The sequence below is a fragment of the Rhodococcus sp. P4_B6 genome, from assembly GCF_056402215.1.
Window position 1 is genome coordinate 15,604 of the sequence record NZ_JBFUHV010000143.1, and the last position, 17,894, is coordinate 33,497.

Sequence of the window (17,894 nt, forward strand, 5' to 3'; positions counted from 1 at the left end):
GACACGAATCCGCAGCCATCCAACAAGCAAGGAGAGACAAGATGACCAGAGTGACAGTTGTCAGCGCGCACGGCATGGACTGGGTGTGGCGCACCGGCGGGACAATCCTCAAATATGTCAAGGCCGGGGCGGATGTGACCGTCGTCTGCCTGTCGATGGGGGAGCGCGGTGAGTCCGCGTCGGCGTGGGCGGAGCCCGGCCAGACGGCCGAGCGGGTGCGAGCGGTCCGCCGGGGTGAGGCCGAAAAGGCCGCCGCGGTTGCCGGCGTCGAACTGCGGACCTATGACTGGGGCGACTACCCGATGGTGATCGACGAAGAACGCCGCCTGGAGGTGGTCCGGCTGCTCCGCGAACTCCGGCCCGATGTGGTGCTCACGCACGGTCGCAGGGATCCCAACAACCCGGACCATGTGGCGACGGCGAAGGTGGTGGAGGACGCGGCGATCTGGGCCCGCGCACACGGGCGCCTGCCGGAGCTCCCCCGTTTCGTTGTCGGCCAGATCCACGGCTACGAACCGGAATTCCCCGAGTTCTGCGATTTCAAGCCGGACACCTACATCGACATCAGCGACGTCGCCGAGCAGAAGCTCGAGATGATGCGCTGCTCGCAGGTGCAGGAGTTCATGATCGACGTCTACGAGCAGCGGGCCCGGTACCGGGCGATCATGGCCGGGCTGCTGCTGAACAAGAAGGTCACTCACGCGGAGGCATTCGAGAGCTTCCTGCCCGCGGCCGGGGACCTGTTCCGATGAGTAACCATCTGATCAGCCCGTCCATCCTCGACCACGTGGACCGGCGCGCGGGCTCGCTCTCGGCGGAGTTCGCCGAGCTCGGCGTCGCGACGGTCCACGAGTCGCAGGGGCGCAGCGGGCTCATGGATCCGGCGATCAAGCCGCTGGTGGCGGGGTCCCGGGTCGCCGGCCCCGCCGTCACGTGCCTGAACCAGCCCGGTGACAACCTGATGCTGTTGGCCGCCTTGGACCTGTGCCGGGAAGGTGACGTTCTGGTCGTCGCCAACCTGGCGCCGTCGACGGCCGGGATGGTCGGCGAGATCATCGCCAACATCCTCATTGCTCGCGGGGCAGCCGGGCTCGTCGTGGACGCCGGTGTCCGCGATGTCCGCGAGCTGCGCCGGCTGCCGCTGCCGGTGTGGGCGAAAACGATCTCGGCCACCGGCACCACCAAGGGTGGCCCGGGCTGGGTGAACACGCCGGTCGTCGCCGGCGGCACATCCGTGCGGCCGGGTGATGTGGTCGTCGCCGACGACGACGGCGTCGTGGTCGTTCCTCTCGAATCGGCCGAGCAGGTCCTCGAGCGTGGCCGCGCCAGGGTTTCCCGCGAGGCGGTGCTGCTCGAGGACATCACCGCCGGCCGATGGCCGGGTCTCTCACCCGAGTTACGTGATCAGCTGCGCACACTCGGCGTCCACCGGGTGCCCGGGCCGCAGTAGATCGTTTCTGTTCGTTCGTCCCAACCGAGAGGTTTCCCATGCGTCTGTGTTCCTTCCTGTCCGAAGGACTGCCCCACGTCGGCGTGGTCGGCGCCGATGATTCGGTCATCGACGTGACCAGATTGGCGGAACTGCGCAGCGGCGACCTGCCGCTCACGATGGCCGGCTGGGTCGAACTCGGCGTCGACGGGATCGACATGCTCGGACAGATCTGCGCGCAGGACGGAGCGGACCATGTCGTCGGCAACGTCGGCGAGCTGAGGCTCGTTGCGCCGATGGGTCGGCTTCCCCGAAACGTCATCTGCGTCGGAGTCAACTACCGCGAGCACATCGAGGAGTCGGAGCGTGTTGTCGGCGACATCGACGTGCCCGACGCGCCGGTGTACTTCACCAAGGACGTCCGCAGCATCTGCGGGCCCTTCGACGATGTTCCGTCCGACGACCGGGTCAGCACGCAGCTGGACTGGGAAGTCGAGCTGGCGGTGATCATCGGCCGGGCCGGGCGCAATATCCGATCGGCGGATGCCCTTCGGCACGTCTTCGGGTACGCGGTGTTCAACGACGTCAGCGCCCGAGACGTGCAGCTCTCCCGAAACCAATGGTGGAAGGGCAAGAGCATCGAGGGGTCGTCACCGTTCGGACCGTTCATCGTCACCCGCGACGAGATCCCGGATCCCCAGGACCTCGAGCTGAGGTGCTGGGTGGACGGCGTCGAAAAGCAACGGTCCCGAACCAGCCTGATGATTCACGACGTCGCCACGCTGATTTCGGACCTGAGCCGATCGTTGACACTCGAACCCGGCGACGTCATCAGCACCGGAACCCCGGCCGGGGTCGGGCTGGCCAGGACACCCCAGGAGTGGCTGCGCCCCGGATCCGTTCTCCAGAGCGAGATCACGGGTCTCGGTCGACAGCACAACCGCGTCATCGAACTTGGAGCATGAACACAAATGGCAAATCTTGTAGGCGTTTTCGGGACCTCGCACAGCCCCGCGCTGATCGCACCGGTCTCCGACTGGCCCGCGCTCGAGCCGAACATCGCGCGTCCCTCACTGGATCGTCTCGCGGGCAACGTACGCGACCACTGGGACGAGCACCAGGCGCGCTTCGATAGCGCGATGAAGCAACTGCGGGCCTCGATCCTGGCGGTCGAACCCGATGTGCTGCTGATCGTCGGCAGTGACCAGGGTGAGAACTTCGGTCCGCGCTCCGCCCCGGTGTTCGAGATGTTCCTCGCCGACCACCTCGACGCCAGCGCCGCCAACCGGCGAGACGAGGGACCCGACCAGTTCCGGGTCTCCATGCCGATCGCCCGCGACCTCGGCCTCGGCATCCTGGAGCAACTGTGTTCCGACGGGTTCGATGTTGCACACACGTCGGAGACCTCGAATGAGTATGGAATCGGTCACGCGATCACGTGGCCGATGAGGTTTCTCGATCTCATGGAATCCACGCTTGCACTGCTGCCTGTCGTGACCAATGTGTGGAACCCGCCCAATGTGCCGAGCGTGCACCGATGCGTCGCCTTCGGCCAGGCGCTGCGCGCCGCGATCAACGCCGACCCGTCGCCGGCGCGGGTCGCGGTGCTGGCCTCGGGCGGCCTGAGCCACCTGGTGCTGGACGAGGAATTGGACTCGCGGGTGCTGGCTGCCATGCAATCGAGCGACCTCGAGGCCTGGCGCACGATCGAGGACGACGAACTTCGCCTGGCGCACGAGAAGCACGGCCTGCCGCTGCGCCTCAACGGGACGGCGGAGATCACCGACTGGATCATCGCCGACGCCTGCGCCCAGGCTCCGGCGGAGATCATCGACTACGTACCGGCGTATCGCACCGAATCCGGTTACGGCGTCGGCATGTGCTTCGCCCGATGGGCCCTTCCGGCCTGAACCAATAACCCCTTCAACGTAATTGGAGACTTAATGTATGCCGCACTTCCCGACGAGTACGTCGAGCTAGCGCAGACCGTCCGACGATTCGCGCAGACCGTGGTCGAGCCGCGCGCGATGGAGATCGACCGCCGGAACGAGTACCCGGACGACATCTTCAAGGCCCTGCTCGCGGCGGACCTGCTCGGACTGGCGACGCCGGAAGAATTCGGCGGATCCGGCGCCGGAACCTTGGGGCTGACGATTGCCATCGAGGAGGTCGCGAAATACTCCAACACCGTCGCGCTGATGCTGCTGCTCACCCGACTGCCCGCCCTGCCCATTCTCATCGGCGGGTCCGAGGAGCAGAAGAACACCTATGTTCGCGACATCGCCAGCGGCGCCCGGCGCGCGTCCTTCGGCCTGTCCGAGCCGCAGGCCGGATCGGACCTGAAGGGTATGCGGACCCGCGCGGTCCGAGACGGAACGGACTGGGTGATCACCGGCTCCAAGTGCTGGATGTCCGGACTCGAGCAGGCCGACTTCTACACCGTCTTCGCGCGCACCGGTCAGGACGGCTTCAGCTGCTTCCTCATCGACCGCACCCTCCCCGGCGTGTCGGTGGCCCACGTCGACGACAAGCTGGGCGTGCGGGGGGTGAACACCGGGGAGCTGCGCCTCGACGGCGTCCGGGTGCCCGAATCGGCGCTGGTCGGGAAGCCCGACCAGGCGTTCAAACTGGCGATGCTGTCCCTGAATTCGATGCGGCCGATCGTCGCGGCACGCGGCCTCGGGCTCGCGGAGGGCGCGCTGATGTACGCCGTCGACTACATGCGCACGCGCGAGGCGTTCGGAGCGCCCTTGACCAGCCAGCAGGGACTCGGCTGGATGGTCGCCGAGCACGCCGCCGAGATCGAGGCAGCCCGCCTGCTGACCTACCGCGCGGCCAGCATGGTCGACGAGGGCGCCTTCGACAAGGCCGCGGTTCCCCTGCTGTCGATGGCGAAGCTGGTCGCGACGGAAACCGCAGTCAAAGTCTCCGGTACCGCAGTACAGCTGCTCGGCGCCGCCGGATACATGAAGGACCACCCGGTGGAGATGTACTACCGAGACGCGAAACAGCTGACCATCGTCGAGGGAACCAGCCAGATCCAGAAGAATCTCCTCGCCCAGGCGGTCTTCGACCGAACCCTGTGGTGGGACTAGCCACACCGGACCAGAAGGGAATCACCATGTCATTGAACGGATATCACGGATCGGATGAGGACATCCTCCTCTCGATCGAGGACCGGATCGCCTGGATCACGTTCAACCGGCCGGAGACGTTGAACGCCTTCGGCCCCGCCCAGTTCCACCGTCTCGCCGACCTGCTCGACGGACTCTCGGTCAACCCGGAGGTCGGCGTGGTGGTACTGACCGGCAGCGGCCGCGCCTTCTCGGCCGGCGGGGATGTGCGGGAGTTCACGAAGAAGGGCCTGGTCGACACGGGGGTGTACGCCCTGCGAGCCATGACGTCGATTCGATCCTGCCGCAAGCCCGTCATCGCGATGGTCAACGGGATCGCGGTGGGCGGCGGCAACGAGCTGGTCATCGCCGCCGACCTGGCGATCGCCGCGCGCAGTGCGCGGCTGGGCCAGGCCGGCACGATGATCGGGGCGTGCCCCGTCCTCGGCGGGACGAACGTCCTGCCGCTGCAGATCGGCGAGAAGCGGGCGAAGCAAATCGTCTTCTTCAGCGAGAAGGTGTCGGCCCAGCAGGCGTTCGAGTGGGGCTGGGTCAACGCGGTCGTCGACGACGAGGATCTGGAGAAGACCACCCGCGAGTGGGCCGAGCGGCTGCTCGCGCTGCACCCTCAGGCGCTCCAGATCGCCAAGGCCGGCAGCAACGTCTGGTGGAACTACTCCTACGACACCATGGTCAACGGCCTGGACATGATCGCCATGGGCGTGCCGGCCGAATCGGTCGACGAGGGACGCGATGCGTTCATGGAGAAGCGTCCGGCCGACTACTCGAAGTGGCGCTGACACGTGCGGCGTTCCCTGTCACCGCCTTCGACCTGACCCGCGGAATGGACTTGCCATGACTGTTGACACTTCGCAGTTACCGAGCTCGCCCGGGCTCGGGGCCCGGATAGATCGACTTCCGGTCGCGACGAGAACCCTCAGGAGCATGATGGTCCTCGTCGGGTTCTTCTACCTGTTCGACGCCGTGGACATCGTCGTGTTCGGGAACACGGTCCCGGCGATGCGCGCGCAGTGGGGGCTGAGCGTCAATGAGATCGCGCTGGGGTCGGCGGCGCCGTTTGTCGGGATGTTCCTCGGCGCCCTCGTCGGCGGTCAGCTCGCGGATCGCTTCGGGAGGCGCCGGATCATTCTGGCCTCTACTGTTGTGTACTCGGTCTGTTGTCTGGCGACCGCCTTCGCCCCGAACTACGAGACGGTTGTCGTTCTCCGGGGGCTGACCGGAGTGGGGCTGCAAGCCCTGGTCGGTGCCGTCATGGTCTATGCCAGCGAACTGTTGCCGCCGCGCATTCGGGGTCGCTACCTTGCGATCATCGCGGCAATCGGGGCGGTCGCCGTTCCGATCGCGGCACTGGTCTCGCGGATCGTCGTTCCGCTCGGGGACGACACCTGGCGGTGGATGTATGTGTTCGGGTCGCTCGGGATCCTGGGCGTCGTGTCGGGGTATCGCCGCCTGCTCGAGTCGCCGCGCTGGCAGGTTGCCCGCGGCCGCCCCGATCTGGCTGAGGTCCTGGTAAAGAGGCTGGAAGCGGAGGCCGAGGCGGCGACCGGGGCGCCCCTTCCGCCGCCTRGTCCGGAGCCCGTGATCCGCACCGGATCGATCCGCGACCTGTTCGCCAGGCGCTACGTCAAGCGCACGGTGGTGGCCTTAACGGCGATGGCGTGCTTCGTCCTCATCGCCTACGGCTGGTCGCCGTGGTTGCCCTCGCTGCTGACCGCGCGGGGATACACCCAGGCGGAGGCGCTCACCTTCGTCACCATCCTGGGCATCGCATCGGTGGCAGGCGCGATGACCTCCTCGCTGCTCATCGACAGGTGGGACCGGAAGAACTATGTGTTCGCGCTGACGGTTGCCCTGGCGGTGCTGCTGTTCGCTCTCGCCGCCACCGGAAGTCGACCGGTCATGCTGGTGGTGGGGTTCGCGATTTCGATGCTGATCCATGCGCTGCTGACCGCGGTGTACACCTACGCCCCCGAAGTCTTTCCCACCCACCTTCGCGGGATCGGCAACGGAGTCGTCAACGGCATCGGTCGCATCGCGGGTATCGGGGGTCCGTTCATCGTGGCTGCCGTATACGGCGCCTTCGACTTCGGTGCGGTGTTCGTCTACCTCGCGGTCGTCGGCGTGGTCCTCGGGCTCGGGCTGATGCTGTTCGGTGAACGGACCACCAACCGGTCCCTCGAGGACATCGCCGCCGACGCCGGCGAGACCGAACTCACCCGCTGACGAGAGGAGTGTGCGGTGCGCCGGATCCTCACGATGGCGGTGACCCGAACCGAGCGAATCGGCCCACACATGGTCCGGGTGTTCGCGGGAGGAGCCGGGTTCGACGACTTCACCCCGAACGGAGCCACCGACGCCTACGTCAAACTGGTCTTCCTCAAACCCGGTGTCGGATATCCGGATACGGTCGATCTCGACGCCATTCGGGCCTGCTGTGCGCCCGAGGATCACCCGGCCTTGCGGACGTACACGATCCGGTCGGTGGACGATGAGAGGCGGGAGGTCGCGATCGACTTCGTCGTTCATGGTGCGGAGGGCGTCGCCGGACCATGGGCGGACACCGTCGCCGCCGGGGAGGCCCTGCGATTCATCGGTCCCGGCGGCGGATACTCGCCGAATCCCGGCGCGGACTGGCACCTGCTCGTCGGCGACGAGTCCGCCCTACCGGCGATCGCCGCCGCCGTCGAGGCGCTCCCCGACGACGCGACCGCGCAGGTGTTCGTCGAGGTCGCGGGCCCGCGGGACGAGGTGGACTTCGATACCTCGGCCCGCGTGGACGTGCACTGGGTCCACCGGGGGACCCCGCCCGATCGTGCCCCCGAGCACCTGGTGGGCGACCGCGCGCCGCTGATCGCCGCCGTCCGCGGCGCGCGGTGGCTGCCGGGGCAGGTCCAGGCCTTCGTGCACGGCGAGGCCAAAACCGTAAAAGGGAACCTGCGGCCGTATCTGCGCAGCGAGCGCGCCGTCGACCCGAGGTGGCTCTCCATCTCGGGTCGACGAGAGGTGAGCCGGGCCTGCCGGGCGGGGTGGCYACAACAAGGAGATGACATGACATCACATGCCGAACACAGGCCTCCGACAACGGTGCTGAACAGGATCTCGACGCTCCTCGACGCCTTCGACGGCCGCGGTCAGCTCACGGTGAACGAGGTCGCCGAGTACACCGGATTCCCGCGCTCGTCAGCACATCGGATGCTGGTCAGCCTGGTCAAGCTGCGGTGGGTGCGTCGCGTCGGGCACAGATACGAGCTCGGCATGCGCCTGGTCGAGCTGGGTTCGCTCGCCGTGCACCAGGCCGTCCTGCACCGCGTCGCCGTACCGAGCCTGCACGAACTGCACCGGCTGACAGGACATGTCGTACACCTCGGCGTGCTCGACGGGCCGGACATTGTGTGCCTGGAGAAGATCGGGGGGCGCCCGGCCGCCGCGATACCGACCCGCGTCGGCGGGCGGTTGCCCGCGCACTGCACGGCACTCGGAAAGGCACTCCTGAGCAGCGCGCACCCGTCCGATCTGGACCGTGTCGGCGGTCCGCTGCTGACGCGCAGTACCGAGAACTCGATCCCCTCACGCGGGCGACTGCACCGAGAGATCGCCGAGATCCGAAGGTGCGGAGTCGCGTACGACCGCCAGGAGCTGGTCATCGGGTACGGCTGCGTCGCCGCACCCATCCGGGTTCCCGGGGCGGGCGCCTCCGCGATCTCGGTCTGCGGGCCCATCTCCCAGATCTTCGCCGACCCCAGGCTCGCCGACCATGTGCGGGTCACCGCGCTCGCCATCGCGCGCGCACTCACGGACGCGAGCCGCCGCCACTCGGCCTGACCGCGCCGCTACGGCGGGCGCGCGGCGCCGAGTGCGTCCGCCAGGAACGTACTCGGGATCGGCGGCCACTCCGGACGCCATCGACCGCCGTCCAGCTCCGTACATAGTGTAGTACGGTCGCTTATCCTCTCGTGGTACGGGGCCGCCGAGTCCGGCATTCGGCGGGCGCCACCGAAGTCGAACCGGCAGATCGCGGCGAACGTGGCGATGCCAGCCGCTCCGGCCACGGTCCACGGGCGCAGATCCTCGGTCGCGAGAGGCATTCGGAGACCAGTTCGTCCACACCGTCGATCCGGTCGGCCGCGATCCTCACGGCAGCTTGGAGGACATCGGCCTCGATCCTGAGCTCGGCGATCGCGGCGTCGGTGAGTGAACTCCAGTCGAGCAGCGAGTATGCGAGACCGAGGACCGCCTGGGCGGATGTGGCGCGCGACGCCGTCCGGATAAGTGGCTGATCAGCTCCGCGGGGTCCTCGCATCCGCGCAGCGACAGGCACGCCAGGTGCAGCGCCAGGCACGTCAGGTGCACGGGTGGGCTGCCTGGCATCGGTAGACGATGCCGAAGTGGCCCCGGCCGATTCGTCTCGGCACCCTCGAACCCGGCGGCGACCAAACTTCGCCGCGCAGAGCGGCGTCCGAGCATGGTGTGTCGCAATCGGATTGGATTCGATCATCGACAGCTCTCAATCGCACACATTGTGACCAAAGTCGTCAAAATGGCCCGAAAGGGGTGTCCCGGGACCGCCGGCGCCAGGTGAGCCGAGCGCCGGTCGCCCGGTTTGTCGCCGGGCGTGCGAGTGATGTGGCAACCCGTCGTCGGGCCCTCACCCGCAGCGTGATGACGCGTCCAGCTCGGTGAGATTCTCCGAAATCAGTCATTGACCTTCCGATCGGAAGGCTTTAATGTCTATGTATCGCCCGATGTGGCGCACGACACAATCACCGGCTTCTGGCCGACCATCCCAATTCTGGGGGAGCAGTGGACATCAGCAACAACAACTACGACAACCGTTACGTCGCCACTCTTGATGATCCTGAGGAGATTCACCGCGACATGCGGGCCAAGTGTCCCGTCCAGCACAGCGAGAACTACGGCGGATTCTGGGCGCTGACCCGCTATCAGGAGGTCGAGGCAGCAACGCGGGACACGCCCCGGTTCTCATCCCTCCCCACCATCACATTGCCATCGGTCGGTGCTCCGCGACCGTTCATCCCCATGGAGTCCGACCCGCCGGAGCACTCGAAGTACCGGTCGCTCCTCAATGTCGTGTTCAGCGCGCGCAGGATCGCCGAGCTCGAGGGTGAGATCCGTAAGCACGCCGTGGAACTGATCGAACGGTTCGTCACCGCCGGCGAGGCAGATCTGGCGCGGGACCTGGCCTTCCCGCTGACGTCGCGGGTGATCACCTGGCTCCTCGGGATTCCCGACGAGGACGTATCCCGATTCAGCGCTTGGTCGTTGGGATTGGTCTCGGTCGCAACGCCGGAGGAAGGGATGGCGTTGCAGATGGAGATCCGCGACTACTACGTTCGGCTGATTGCGGACCGCCGGGAGAACCCGACCAAAGACCTTGCCAGCCACCTGCTCGCGTCGACCATCGACGACCGTCCGGTCACCGAGGAGGAGGCGCTCGACATCTACCTGTCCCTGACCGGGGCGGGCGGCGAGACAACCGCCGCTGCGGCAAACCACATCTTCACCCTGATCGACCGTCACCCCGATCTGCGGTCGCAGCTGCAGGCACGGCCCGAGTTGCTGAACTCCGCGATCGAAGAGTTCCTGCGCTACGTCACACCGGTCCCGGGCTTCGCCCGCACGACCACCTGTGAGGTCGACGTAGCTGGGACCGTGATCCCGGAGGGCGAGCGGGTGTGGATGTCCTGGCTGTCGGCAAACCACGACGAGGCCGCATTCGACGAACCGGCCACGATCGTCCTGGACCGAAAGCCGAACCGGCACCTCGCGTTCGGCGCGGGTGTGCACCGCTGCCCGGGAGCCCCGCTGGCCCGGCTCGAGCTCGGCATCATGGTCGACGAGGTCCTCCGCAGGATCCCGGACTACCGATTGGCCGACCCGGCCGCGGTGCGGATATCGGAGGGGCAGACCCGGGTCATCCGCTCACTGCCGATCGTCTTCACGCCCCAGCAATAAACGGCCACAGCGCGATTCGCGCGCTTCTCACACATCACACCACGTGCAGGAGATACACATGAGAGCTGCAGTCAGCCGCGGAGTCGGCCAGATCGAGATCGAGGAGCTGCCGGACCCCAGCCCACAGGCGGGCGAGGTGCGGGTCCGCCTGGTGAGTTCCGGGATCTGCCACACCGATGTCTCGGTGTTGGCGGGACACCTGCCCTCGCCGCGACCGATCGTCCTCGGGCATGAGGGTGCCGGGATCGTGGATCAGGTCGGCCCCGGCGTCGACCACCTCGCGGTCGGTGATCACGTGATCTGCTCGATCGTCACCTCGTGTCACTCGTGCTTCCAGTGCCAGCGCGGCGAGTACGTGCTGTGCGAGGGCGCGGTGGGCTTTTCGGGCACGATGCTCGATGGCACCACCAGACTCCGGTCCGGCGATGACGACGTGCACACCCTCTTCTGCCAGGGATCCTTCGCGGAGTACGCCGTCGTGCCCGCCACCGCGGCGGTAAAGATTCGTCAGGACGCGCCACTCGACAAGCTCGCCGGCCTGGGCTGCGCATGGTCCACCGGTCTGGGGGCCGCGATCGTCCGGGCGGAGGTGCGACCCGGCAGCAGTGTCGTCGTGATCGGCGCGGGCGGTGTCGGACTCGCGACGATGATGGGTGCCCGCGCGATGGGGGCCACCTCCGTCATCGCGGTCGACATCGCCGAGCACAAGCTCGCGCGGGCCCGCGAACTGGGCCTGGCAACGCACACGCTCACCCTGTCCGGGGCGGACGCGGTGGACGCGATCCGCGACCTCACCGACGGCAGGGGCGCCGACTACGGCTTCGACGCGGTGGGGGCACAGGGCACCCTGGAGACCGCGCTGCAGTCCGTCCGCCCCGGCGGACTGGCTGTCGCCATCGGCGTGATGGACGCCTCGGTGACCGCCACCTTCGACCTGTTCGGGTTCCTGATGCACAAGCGGCTGACCGGTACCTACGCCGGATCGATTCTCCCGCAAAGAGACATACCCGCGTTCGTCGATCTCTACATGGACGGCCGGCTGCCGCTGGATTCGGTCATCGACGCCACCTTCGCACTGGACGAGGTCCCCAAGGCCCTCGACCGGCTGGCCGCGAACGAAATCACCAAGGGAGTGGTGCTGCTGTGAGCGCACTGGAGATGCAAATGTATGTCGACGGCCGGTGGCACGCGGGAAGTGACGGCGGGCGGATCTCGGTCATCAATCCGGCACGGACGAGTGAGATCGTCGGGTCGATACCCGACGGAACCGCAATCGACGTCGATGTCGCGGTATCCGCCGCGAAGCGGGCCCAGCTCGAGTGGGCGCGCCTTCCCCTCGCCGAGCGGGCGGCGATGGTAGCCGAGGCCGGCGCACGGCTGGCGGCGATCGACCCCTCGGCTCCGGAGGCGCTGACCCGGGAGATGGGCAAGATCCTCGCGGAGTCGGTGATGGACTTTCAGTCCCCACCGTGGGCGTGGTCGCACTACCTCAACGATCTCGACGCGCTGGACAAGGTCCTCACCGACCGCCGGTTCGACGACACCGGCCGACTCGAGGTCCGCCGCCGTCCGGTCGGCGTCGTCGGTGCGATCGTTCCCTGGAACTGGCCGATCGCACTGCTGGGCGTCAAGCTCGGCCCGGCATTGCTCGCGGGCAACACGATCGTCGCCGTACCCTCCCCGTTCGCGTCACTGGGTGTGCTCAAGGCCATCGAGGCAATCGGCGCAGCGCTGCCCGCCGGCGTCGTCAACGTCGTGACCGGCACCGGCGAGCGGGTCGGTGCCGCGCTGAGCGCCCATCCCGACGTCGCAATGATCGCCTTCACCGGCGGACTCGAGGCGGGCCGGGCGGTCGCCCAGGCGCTCGGATCACGTTTGCGCAGAGGCGTGTTCGAGCTGGGCGGCAACGATCCCGCGGTCCTGCTCGACGATGTCACCGTCGACGACGACCTCATCCGCAAGCTGGTGGCCGCGTTCACCGTGACCTCCGGTCAGGTCTGCTTCGCGGTGAAGCGGCTGTATGTACACGACAGCCTGCTCGAGGAGGTCACCGCCAAGCTCGGTGATGCCCTCCAGGACGTGGTCGTCGGCGACGGCCTCGATCCCGAGGTCACGATGGGTCCCTTGGCCAACGAGCGACAGTTCAAGCGGTTCACCGCGATGCTCGCGGACGCCGAAGCCTCCGGTGCGAAGGTGCAGTCGTTCGGCCGCGCGAGGGACCAGGGGTCGTGGAGCGGCGGGTACTTCCACCTGCCCTCGTTGGTCACGCAGGTGCGCGGGGAGGAGCGAATCGTCGCCGACGAGCAGTTCGGACCCGCCCTGCCGATCATCGGTTTCGGCTCGGACGCCGAGGCCATCTCGCTGGTGAACGCGACGCCGTACGGGTTGACCTCCAGCATCTGGACCACCGACCCGAGTCGCGCCTGGGAGATGGCCGGACATATCGACGCGGGCGTCACGTTCATCAACAAGCACGGCATGGCCGCATTCGATCCCGGTGCCCCCTTCGGCGGGGTGAAGGACAGCGGCTACGGCCGTGAGATGGGGACCGACGGTCTGCTCGAGTACACCTGGACGCACCAGATCAACGATCGCCAGATCCTGGGGTAGTCACGCCAGACCGGTCCGACCGCGCCGCGCGCCACGGCGGCCCGCGCCAGACCACGACGCCATGTCAAGAAATGCAACGACGAACAATTGTGAACGGATGAATTCGCATGACAAACGCTGGCCTCGACGCTGATCTGCAGCGCGTGTATGAGCTGCTTGTGCAACAGGTGACGTGGGAGGCGGAGGGTGTCGTCTCGATCCGGCTGGTCGATCCGAGCGGCGCGGAGCTGCCGGCCTGGACCCCGGGGGCGCATCTGGACCTGGTCCTCCCCTCGGGGAAGGTGCGCCAGTATTCGCTGTGCGGGGACCCCGGTGACCGCGCCGCGTACACCGTCGCGGTGCTGCGGGATCAGCACGGCCGCGGCGGTTCGCGCGAGATCCACGACACCGCATTGGTGGGGCGGTCGCTGTCGGTGCGGGGACCGCGCAACCACTTCGGGCTCGTCGACGCCCCCTCCTACCTGTTCCTGGCCGGGGGAATCGGCATCACTCCGATCCTCGCCATGGCGCGCGAGGTCAGTCGCCGCGGCGTGCCGTGGACCCTGATCTACGGCGGCCGCAGTGAGACGTCGATGGCCTTTCTCGACGACCTGGACAAACTCGGCATGGGGAACATCGAGGTCGTACCGCAGGACGTGCACGGGATGCTCGACCTCGATACCGTGCTCGGCCGTGCGCCAATCGATTCCGCGATCTACTGCTGTGGGCCCGAGGGTCTGATTCGGGCGGCAGAGGAGCATGCAGCCACGCGGTTCGCGCCGGATGCTCTGCACGTGGAGCGTTTCGGTGCGTCATCGAGCGTCCCGCGCGGCGGCATCGCAATCCAGACGGAATCGGGCGGCAACAGCTTCGAGGTCGAGTTGCGCCGCACCGGTGCAGTGCTAACCGTGCCGGCTGACGGCACCCTGATCGATGTTGTGCGCGAAGCGATCCCGGACTTCCTCTCGGACTGCGAAGAGGGCTACTGCGGGGCCTGTGAAGTGCGCGTCCTCGAAGGCGAGCCGGAGCATCACGATCAGCTGCTCACCGACCAGGAGCGCGCGTGCGGTGACCGGATGATGGTCTGCGTGGGGCGTTCGAGGTCTGCGCGACTGGTTCTCGACCTCTAGTGCGCCGTGCGGAAATTACAGTAACTTGACAGTCACCCCTGAACTGATGTCACTCCGCTTTACGCCTTGCCGCTGCGAGGACGACCAAATCCCGAAGGCCACCACAGGCCCTGAGTAGATCGTTCAATCCGATGAATTCTCGCGAGTATCGCAGATGGTCCCAGCGGCGACGCGCCGCATGGGCCGAGGTCAACCGCACGCGCAAGCATCGCGACACCGAGGCGGAGCGCCTCATCGAGTTCGCCAGTATGTGGACACCATACGGCGGTCCGGACGAGGAAGAGATCCTCGTTCACTTCGGAATGTCGCGGCTCCGGTTCATCGAACGTTTGTGGCAGGTCATACCTGATTCCAACTGCGCTCAACGGGAAATGCGCAGTTTGGCGAGCACATACCCCGCACCCCCTGCGAACGGACGATCCTCATCCCGTTCCGTGAGTCGCTCGGCGGCTCACGTCGACGGAGCGGGCGGCCGGCGATCCGACAGATCCCAGGCAGTTACGCAAACTTGAGCACGCGCCTCATATAGGAACGAAATGTGGAACCACCTTAGTGACAACGACATTCTCGACTTTGCGCTTCTTTGGAAACCGCTCGGTGGGCCTGCTCCGAGGGATATCACCGCCGCATTCGCAATCGACATCACCGAGTACAAACGCCGACTAACAGCAGCTGTCGGGTTCCAGGTGTCCCAACTTCGGAAAGGCGTCACCTCCAGTGAGTTCGTCTACGGTCTGTCTGCGATATCGGCGCTTGATCGAAATCCACTGCGAGTGGGTGACATATGAGCAACAACATCGTCTAATGGCTCGTACCCGAAGCCTCGACCGTCAAGTTACTTATCCCACGACGCACTAGTGCCCGCGCCCGAAGTCTTCTCGCGATCAACGGACTTCGAGGACGAGGCACCAGCCGGCATCACCAAACAGATTGGACTCTCAGGGTGGAACCCATCACCTTCCCCGACGTCGCCGTCCCCCTGCGAGCGGCCGAGGCCTTCCGCTACGACGCGGTCGCCACCGCGCCCGCCCGCTCACGAGTGCAGCCGCTCGAGCAGCTCGTCGAGCAGGAGGTCCGGCCCGGCGACGCGATCCACTTTCCTTGGCTCTCCACGCGGGCGTATGCCGCGCTGTTCGAGGTGATCCGGCAGGCGCGGTCCGGTCGACTGCGCGGCCTGACCGTCATCTCCGCGTCCCTGCGCGCGGAGCTCGGCCTCCTCGTCGCCTCGGGCGGGGTGGACAAGCTCATCACCTCGTTCGCGGCGACCACCTATCCGGCGGTGCGACCGAACTCGATCCTCGCACAGGCGGTCAAGGACGGCTCGCTGGTCGTCGAGGAATGGTCCATCCTGGCCCTGATCCAGAGGGTACTCGCCGGGGCGCTCGGGTGGCCCTTCGTGCCGGCCGGAACGATGGACGGCACGGACCTGCCCGCAGGATTCGGGCCAGGCACCAGGATCGTGGTGGATCCGTTCGATGGCTCGGAGCGCTCGGTGATGCCCGCGCTGCGCCCGGATGTGTCGCTCATCCATTGCCCGGTCGCGGACTGGGACGGCAATGGGGTGATATTCCCGCCCTTCGCCGAGGACCTCCACACCGTCTACGCCGCCCGGAAGGGCGTCATCCTCACGGCCGATCACATCGTGTCCCCGGCGGAGCTGCGTCGGTGGGCGGGCCACGTGCGGGTGCCCGCGGCCCGGGTTCTCGGTGTCGCGCAGGTGCCCTTCGGTGCACACCCGGCCGCCTCGCCGGTCCCGGTGCGGGTGGAGGGAGCGTCCGGCTACGGCGAGGACTACGCCTTCCTCGCCGAACTGGGGCGTCTGCGAACCGTCGAGGACGCGGAGTCCTTCAGCGAGCGGTGGATCGACCTACCGGGCCGCGGGCAATACCTCAGCCAGCTCGGCCGAGAGCGAATCGAACATCTGGTTGCCATGGATCTCGACGAGTCCTGGCGCATCGACGCACTCGATGACGAACCGAAGTCTGTCGAGGTCAGTGAGATGACCGTGAGCGAGCGTCTCGCCGTATCCGGTGCCCGCGCGATGGAGGCGGTGGCGCGGGCGTCGGGGACTCGCACCGTTGTGGCCGGTGCCGGGCTGTCGCACCTCGCGGCCGCATTGGGACGGGCCACGCTCCTCGCGACCGCGCACGTCGTCGATTTGGTCTTCGAGAGCGGTGTCCTCGGCTACGTCCCCCGGCCCCATGACGCCACCCTCTCCAATACCCGTAATCTGCCGACCGCGCGGCACCTCAGCAGCACCCTCGAGGTGCTCGGAATGTTGCTTCCCTCGACAGCGGAGACGACGATCGCGGTACTGTCGGCCGGGGTCATCGACAGCCACGGCAATGCCAACAGCAATCGCTCGCCCTCGGGCAACTTCCTGGTCGGCGGCGGAGGGAGCACCGACATCGCGGCGCAGGTGACCACGATCGCCGTGGTGGCGGCCGACCCGCGCAAGTTTGTCGAGACGGCACGGTTCATCAGCTACCGGGGCACCCACCTCGACGTCATCGCCACGGACATCGGCCACCTCCGGAAAAGGGATGGGGTGTACGTACTGTCCGCGTGGTTCTCCGATCTGGCCGACAACGCGGACGCGGCCCTGGCCCTCATCCGTACCGCAACCGGCTGGGACGTACAGCTCGCACCCGATGCCCATCCGATGGAAGCGCCGAGCGCGACGGAGTTGGAATACCTCCGGACGGTGGACCCGGACGGCAACCTCCTCGGCCGATCGACGAGGATGTCGCCCGCCGATACTCCACGGGATCCCCACGGCCATCTGGGTCGGCGCCTCGGCGGCCGAGGCGATCGTGCGGGCACAGCGAGGGTGTAGGAGAACTCGGGAATGAACCGCGAGGACAACGAACTCCTCGAATTCGCCGCCCAGTGGGCGCCCTTCGGTGGGGCATCCGCCGGCGATGTCTTCGAGACCTTCGGCATGACTCTCGACAGGTATCACCGTCGGCTGCGGCAGATCCTTCGGGCGAGAGGGATCCACCCGCCGATCGACGGGTGCTCACCGACCTCGGGCACCCCGGCTGGCACCGTTTTCACCGTTGCGCGTGAGATCGTGGGCCGGTCCCTCGGCGAACGCTTCCGGATCGAGGCGGCCGCGCTGAGCGTTGCGGTTCACAACGGTATCGAGTACGGCTTGATGCAGGCGTACGCCGAAGGTTATGAACTTTCTGGCCGCGAACCCCGCATCACCGCGGTTGACAGCGTGATGAGAGCGTGACAGAAGGGCACCGTGGTGCGACCCTGGCTGCTCGAACTTCTGGTGGCTGCACTCCGGGAGGACCCAGGTTTGAGCTCGATATCCGGGTTCCCCGAGGACTCGGAGAGGGCCGCTGGACCATCGGAGAGGCCATCGCTCCCGCGGTGCCGGTTCCGTTTCTCGGCCGTCCTGTTCGCGCGATTCTCTCCCGACAGCTGGATTCGCCGGCAATGAAGGCGGTTTCGGCTCTACGGCAGCAGTTCGGCGGACATCAGGTCCGGAAAATGGAGGCGGTGCAGTCATGATCAAGCTGGGTTACAAGGCGTCTGCGGAGCAGTTCGGTCCGCGGGAGTTGGTGGAGCTGGGTGTGCTGGCGGAGCGGCACGGGATGGATTCGGCGACGGTGTCGGATCATTTCCAGC

13 protein-coding genes and 2 pseudogenes are annotated in these 17,894 nt (G+C 67.0%); all 15 read left to right on the top strand.

All coding sequences use genetic code 11. From position 1 onward, the window contains the following. Positions 1 to 41 precede the first annotated feature (41 nt). Entirely contained in the window at positions 42 to 752 is a 711-nt protein-coding gene (locus tag AC1DWT_RS38965; RefSeq protein WP_206015761.1) for a PIG-L deacetylase family protein, read from the top strand. Next, positions 749 to 1,450, top strand: coding sequence for a 4-carboxy-4-hydroxy-2-oxoadipate aldolase/oxaloacetate decarboxylase (locus AC1DWT_RS38970; protein WP_206015762.1), 702 nt, complete (start codon positions 749 to 751; stop codon positions 1,448 to 1,450). Before AC1DWT_RS38965 ends, AC1DWT_RS38970 begins: the two co-directional genes overlap by 4 nt. A 38-nt stretch (positions 1,451 to 1,488) precedes the next feature. Then, positions 1,489 to 2,394: a fumarylacetoacetate hydrolase family protein gene (locus tag AC1DWT_RS38975; protein ID WP_206015763.1), complete on the top strand. Its 906-nt coding sequence runs from the start codon at positions 1,489 to 1,491 to the stop codon at positions 2,392 to 2,394. A 6-nt stretch (positions 2,395 to 2,400) separates the two neighbouring features. Then, the gene (locus AC1DWT_RS38980) at positions 2,401 to 3,339 is read left to right on the top strand and encodes a DODA-type extradiol aromatic ring-opening family dioxygenase (protein WP_206015764.1); all 939 of its coding nucleotides are present in this window, start codon (positions 2,401 to 2,403) and stop codon (positions 3,337 to 3,339) included. 33 nt (positions 3,340 to 3,372) lie between these two features. Continuing rightward, positions 3,373 to 4,524, top strand: a complete 1,152-nt coding sequence (locus AC1DWT_RS38985; RefSeq protein ID WP_206015765.1) for an acyl-CoA dehydrogenase family protein — start codon at positions 3,373 to 3,375, stop codon at positions 4,522 to 4,524. 26 nt (positions 4,525 to 4,550) lie between these two features. Continuing rightward, positions 4,551 to 5,342 carry an enoyl-CoA hydratase/isomerase family protein gene (locus AC1DWT_RS38990; RefSeq protein ID WP_206015766.1) on the top strand — a complete coding sequence of 264 codons (792 nt, stop codon included), beginning with the start codon at positions 4,551 to 4,553 and terminating at the stop codon, positions 5,340 to 5,342. A 145-nt stretch (positions 5,343 to 5,487) separates the two neighbouring features. After that, positions 5,488 to 6,786, top strand: a complete 1,299-nt coding sequence (locus AC1DWT_RS38995; RefSeq protein ID WP_477924715.1) for an MFS transporter — start codon at positions 5,488 to 5,490, stop codon at positions 6,784 to 6,786. A 15-nt stretch (positions 6,787 to 6,801) separates the two neighbouring features. After that, the gene (locus AC1DWT_RS39000; protein WP_477924717.1) at positions 6,802 to 8,385 is read left to right on the top strand and encodes an IclR family transcriptional regulator domain-containing protein; all 1,584 of its coding nucleotides are present in this window, start codon (positions 6,802 to 6,804) and stop codon (positions 8,383 to 8,385) included. A 978-nt stretch (positions 8,386 to 9,363) separates the two neighbouring features. Beyond that, positions 9,364 to 10,536: a cytochrome P450 gene (locus tag AC1DWT_RS39005; RefSeq protein WP_206015769.1), complete on the top strand. Its 1,173-nt coding sequence runs from the start codon at positions 9,364 to 9,366 to the stop codon at positions 10,534 to 10,536. A gap of 58 nt (positions 10,537 to 10,594) precedes the next feature. Then, positions 10,595 to 11,683, top strand: a complete 1,089-nt coding sequence (locus AC1DWT_RS39010; protein WP_206015770.1) for a zinc-binding dehydrogenase — start codon at positions 10,595 to 10,597, stop codon at positions 11,681 to 11,683. Beyond that, positions 11,680 to 13,146 (top strand): aldehyde dehydrogenase family protein, encoded by a 1,467-nt coding sequence (locus AC1DWT_RS39015; protein WP_206015771.1) that lies wholly within the window; start codon positions 11,680 to 11,682, stop codon positions 13,144 to 13,146. The genes AC1DWT_RS39010 and AC1DWT_RS39015 overlap by 4 nt, the downstream gene beginning before the upstream one ends. A 107-nt stretch (positions 13,147 to 13,253) precedes the next feature. Next, a complete protein-coding gene (locus AC1DWT_RS39020) occupies positions 13,254 to 14,255 on the top strand; it encodes a PDR/VanB family oxidoreductase (RefSeq protein ID WP_206015772.1) in 1,002 nt (333 codons plus the stop codon). 943 nt (positions 14,256 to 15,198) lie between these two features. Further along, a complete protein-coding gene (locus AC1DWT_RS39025; RefSeq protein ID WP_206015773.1) occupies positions 15,199 to 17,091 on the top strand; it encodes a CoA-transferase in 1,893 nt (630 codons plus the stop codon). A gap of 294 nt (positions 17,092 to 17,385) precedes the next feature. Next, a pseudogene (locus AC1DWT_RS39030) lies at positions 17,386 to 17,777 on the top strand (6-phosphogluconate dehydrogenase); the annotation flags it as partial. Beyond that, positions 17,774 to 17,894: pseudogene (locus AC1DWT_RS39035) on the top strand (glucose-6-phosphate dehydrogenase (coenzyme-F420)); the annotation flags it as partial. The pseudogenes AC1DWT_RS39030 and AC1DWT_RS39035, both read left to right, overlap by 4 nt.